The 4,514-nt window shown below is 57.2% G+C and carries 4 protein-coding genes; 1 reads left to right on the top strand and 3 read right to left on the bottom strand.

Features of this window, described 5'->3' with window-relative positions:
* The first annotated feature begins 197 nt into the window (after positions 1 to 197).
* Positions 198 to 326, top strand: coding sequence for a hypothetical protein (locus DB354_RS22795; protein ID WP_255420615.1), 129 nt, complete (start codon positions 198 to 200; stop codon positions 324 to 326).
* Between the two features lie 3 nt (positions 327 to 329).
* Here the strand turns inward: DB354_RS22795 and DB354_RS00040 are convergent, their stop codons facing one another.
* From DB354_RS00040 to DB354_RS00050, 3 genes are all read right to left on the bottom strand, one after another.
* Complete coding sequence (locus tag DB354_RS00040) at positions 330 to 977, bottom strand: peptidase (protein ID WP_146180036.1); 648 nt, start codon at positions 975 to 977, stop codon at positions 330 to 332.
* Between the two features lie 241 nt (positions 978 to 1,218).
* Entirely contained in the window at positions 1,219 to 2,544 is a 1,326-nt protein-coding gene (locus DB354_RS00045; RefSeq protein ID WP_107833386.1) for an RHS repeat-associated core domain-containing protein, read from the bottom strand.
* 835 nt (positions 2,545 to 3,379) lie between these two features.
* On the bottom strand, positions 3,380 to 4,514 hold a 1,135-nt coding region (locus DB354_RS00050), incomplete at its 5' end, for an RHS repeat-associated core domain-containing protein (protein ID WP_107833387.1).

A 4,514-nucleotide genomic window follows, 5' to 3' on the forward strand; every position in this document is an offset into this window, starting at 1 on the left:
GCCATCCCCCGAGTCTAGCCGGTACGAATCGCCCCGTCACCACGCCCAAGTTGAACGCTTACGGAAAAACGCCCGGGATTCATCTCAAAAAACTCAAATCGATGACATGCCTTTAGCGCCACTATTGCCGGACGGGGAGATACTTACAAACCCGCGCACCTTCCTTAATCAGACAGCCGTGGGATGACCCCATAGGCTTGGTTCTCCGTGACCACAACCTCGCCGCCGTCAGGCCGCTCGCCGAGCGTTACAGCAACTTGGAGCCGTCGCAGCCGTTCGTCTCCGCGGTCACCATTCGGATGCTCGATAAGTCGGGCGGCAGCTAAATTTCAAAAATCCGTGCCAACGGCATCAAGGTCGTCGAGACTCATCACGGGGGAATACATGACGCTCTTCAAGTCCGTGGAGCGCGGATACGCGTAGTATTGGGTGCCGATCGCCTTCTTGACCATTTTGTAGAGCCGCAGTTTGGTGACCTCGGGCGTGTCTTTCTTTCCAAAAAACGAGTCGCTCAAACGAGCCATCGACACGACCGATAACCGCTCTGGCGGAAAGTGCATGGCGAACAAAAACCGGGTTCCGCCGTCCTCACTGTTGAGATCGTCCCGCGTGAGCACCACGAAGATCGTCTTGGGCGTGACATCGTAGAGCCGCTGGAGCGGCACTTTTAATTCGTCGCGCACGCGCTCGCCCAGCATCTGCTTCGACGGCCCGAACATTTTCGGCGTGCGACCGGCGTGGACCGTCGCGCGCACGTTCAGGCAAAGCTCGGCGGAAAATTTCTTTTCCAACTCCCGCGCATACTCAGGCGGGAAGCCCTCCAACGGCATGAGCCAGACATCCACCGGCTTGTCAGGAATCGCAGGCTGCGCCGATTCCTTAGTCGCAGACGACGCGACCGGCTCGGGCTTGCTCGGCGTGGTCGCGCAGCCTGACACAACCGTAATCGCGATCAGGAGCAGAAGGATTCGTTTCAAGCTACTCGTGCCTCTTTGGATCATCGGCGGGTGAGGACGATAGCCAACAAGAACGTCACGACCCAGACGATGAGGAACCAGCGGGACAACAGTTTCCAACCCGGCGGCGCATAGCGTGAATACATTTCTGAAAAGCTGTCTGTGCTACTGCATTCTTCCCAGGTTGCGTTCTCCCGACAGACTGAGCGGGTCCAGAGCGTCCAGACCAGAAAGAGGAAAGCATAAACAACGCATACGGCGGTCATTTTTTGCAGGTGGTTGCCGAACTATTGCCACTCGACCCCGCCGCTTCCATAGCGGCCAGAACCCATGTCGCTAGCGCAATCTCGCCACCAAACTGGGGCGGAGTATAAAATGCGAGTCCGACATCCAACAATCCACCTGCCAAGGGTTCTCCTGCGATCGTTCCCGCAGCTCCAAGCGGACCGCTGCCACCGAGACCGGTGGGAGCCTGGCCGTTGAGCTTGTAGGCTGCATCACCTGCCAACGTGCCGAGCACAAACCCATTGGCTACCCAGCTAACCATGTGCTTTACTGTCTGCGCACCTGTTAACTTACCCGCGTTAAGAGCGACCGCACTTATCGCGAACCCCTCACCCGATGCGATATAGCCGCCCACTTTTACTGGCGTCATGATCGCGGAGAACAGCTCTTGTTTTTGAGTATTTCCACCGAAGGTTGCGATGTCCTTAACGGCGCCTCCGAACGCCTGACCAGCCTGCACGTAAGACTGCCCGACTGCTTTGGCCATTCCGCCCACCGTCGTCGGTCCATTGTAGGTGTAGGAGCCAGGCGGAACTGGCGCAGGCATAGGTCCGAACCCAGCGATAAAATCCTGAAGCCCGCTCGGGTCCGTCTTGCTGATCGGATTGTTGCTGACGAAGGCATACCAGTTGAGTCCCCCGCCAAAGCCGATGGGGTCGGCGTTGAGGAACCGCATCAGCCGCGGGTTGTAGTAGCGGTTGCGCATGCAGATCAGTCCGTTGGTATCGGTCATCACGCCGTATTCCCCGTTGAAGAGGAACGGGGTGTCGGTGCTGCCGGTGCGCTCGGTGATCGTCCCGTAAGGCGCGTACCCGATCCGGTCGGTCACGTTCTGGCTGTCGTCGGTCAGGACCAGGGTGCTGCCGACTTGGTTGCCGTGGTACGTCCGGGTCACGCCACCGGATTCCTGGTACAGCAGTCCATGCCCGTACACGTAGTAGGTGGTCACGCCGCCTTTCGTCCGTCGCAACACCCGGGATAGCGCCGCATTGGGGTCCACCAGGAAGCTTGCCGCGCCGGTGCCGGTCACCGCCGTCCGCAGGCCGTCCGGATTGTAGGTGTATCCGGAACCGTCGAACGACGTCAGCCGGTTGCGCGCGTCATAGCTGTAGGTTTTCATCGCGCCGCTCGGCGAGGGTCCGGTCGTCATGTTCCCGTCAGCATCGCAGATCACCGTCTGGTTGTTCCATTTTGAAAGCTGGTTGTCGGCATCGTACTCCAGCGCATCGGTCGGCAGGCTGAACGCGGCAGGCTTGGGGTGCAAGAACAGCATGGCAGGGTTGAACTTCAAGGTTCGTGCCATGTCGAGGCCGCAGCCGCGACACTCTCCTCATGGCTCAGGCTCCGGTCAGGCTCGCCAAGCCGAGCCCTCCCTCCGCCTGAGCCATCGCTTCTCCCTGGTCCTTCGATACTGTTCCAAAAGGCACCTTCCGCTCACGACGGCCACGTTGTGGCCTTCCAAACCAAACGATAGATAAACCAGAAATAGCCTTCCTCCGACCTGCCGATCTCAAAATGTGCGAAACTTGACGGACACTACCTGCAATAACGCGAGCGCAGTCATCGCATCATCGAGCAGGTTGCGGCTATGGCCTTTGGCTTAAGTTCGCCAAGCCGTCGCGTAGGTTCTCGTCCGAAAGAGATTTCAGATCCTCAAAGGGAATGTGATACCGCATACACCAGGCCTTCCACTTCTTGCTTGATTCTGTGAACTCCGGACCGGTGCACAAGAGTGCCGCCATCCTGGTGTTTCCAGTCCGAGGCGGATCTCCTGTGGGACAGATTGCGACGACACGCAGTGGTAACGGTTGTATATCCGCAATCGATTGGGCGTGCTTCCCAAATATGAACATCTCGCGAAATACGTTTTCGGCGCCGTAGCTATGCCTCATGCGGGTTTCGAACTCCACCTCTGAAACGGAATCCCCTGACGTGTGTGCTAAAACAAACTTTCGCGTCCGTTCGTAAGATAGCACCGCAGGGTCAATCACAACTGTAATCCGCCCCCGATAATCATCGCGCTTCGTAGATTGAAATTGAACGACATCTTTCTTCTCAAACCAATATGCTATCACGACGACGATGCATACTAAACTGAGCACTATTGCATGTTTTATGCGCATAATGATCTCCACTAGTTAGTCGTTTTCAGGCGGAGGCAGAGCTGGAACGGCAACGGCTTTCCCAGCTGGAACCATACGGAAACTATCCCGCCAATTTATCATTGTGAAGAATGGGAAAAGCGCTGGACCAGTATACGTCGCAGCGTGATAATCGAACATATCACCATTTGGAAACACCAACGTATCCCAAGCGAATTCTCTCTGATAAGAAGCTACAATGTCATCCTTCGAAGGTAGAATGTCTCCGGTTGGCCTTCTGAAAATCGAACCTGGTAGCGAGATGTGATTATGCACTAATCGAGCTCGACGAGCAGGGCTCTTGCCAGACTCTCCTTCCCTATCTGATCCGAGTATCGCCTGGTACGTCCATCTTGTGGTTCCAACGACCGGGTATACCCAGAATATGATTTCTCGCCGATAATACCCCCCCATTGTATGCGAAAGATTGCCGGCAGTTTGCCGTGCTGTCAGGTAATTCTCAAATTGGCTTGGCTTGAGCTTTTCCAGGGCCTTTATTGGATCAGCATACACATAAAACGTATCCATTTTGAACACGTCGGAACGGCTATCCTGCAATCCCCACGGGTCGACGAGCGAAAGGGGACTGTTTCCACAGAACGCATACCAGTTGGCCCCCCCATCGAACTTGATCGGGTCGGCGTTCACAAACCGCATCAGCCGCGGGTTGTAATAGCGCGCACGCATGCAGATCAGTCCGTTGGTATCGGTCATGACGCCGTATTCCCCGTTGAAGAGGAACGGGGTGTCGGTGCTGCCGGTGCGCTCGGTGATCGTCCCGTAAGGCGCGTACCCGATCCGGTCGGTCACGTTCTGGCTGTCGTCGGTCAGGACCAGGGTGCTGCCGACTTGGTTGCCGTGGTACGTCCGGGTCACGCCACCGGATTCCTGGTACAGCAGTCCGTGCCCGTACACGTAGTAGGTGGTCACGCCGCCTTTCGTCCGTCGCAACACCCGGGATAGCGCCGCATTGGGGTCCACCAGAAAAGTTGCCGCGCCGGTGCCGGTCACCGCCGTCCGCAGGCCCTCCGGATTGTAGGTGTATCCGGAACCGTCGAACGACGTCAGGCGGTTGCGCGCGTCATAGCTGTAGGTTTTCATCGCGCCGCTCGGCGAGGGTCCGGTCGTCATG

Origin of the sequence: Opitutus sp. ER46, assembly GCF_003054705.1 — a bacterium.
Lineage (GTDB): Bacteria > Verrucomicrobiota > Verrucomicrobiia > Opitutales > Opitutaceae > ER46.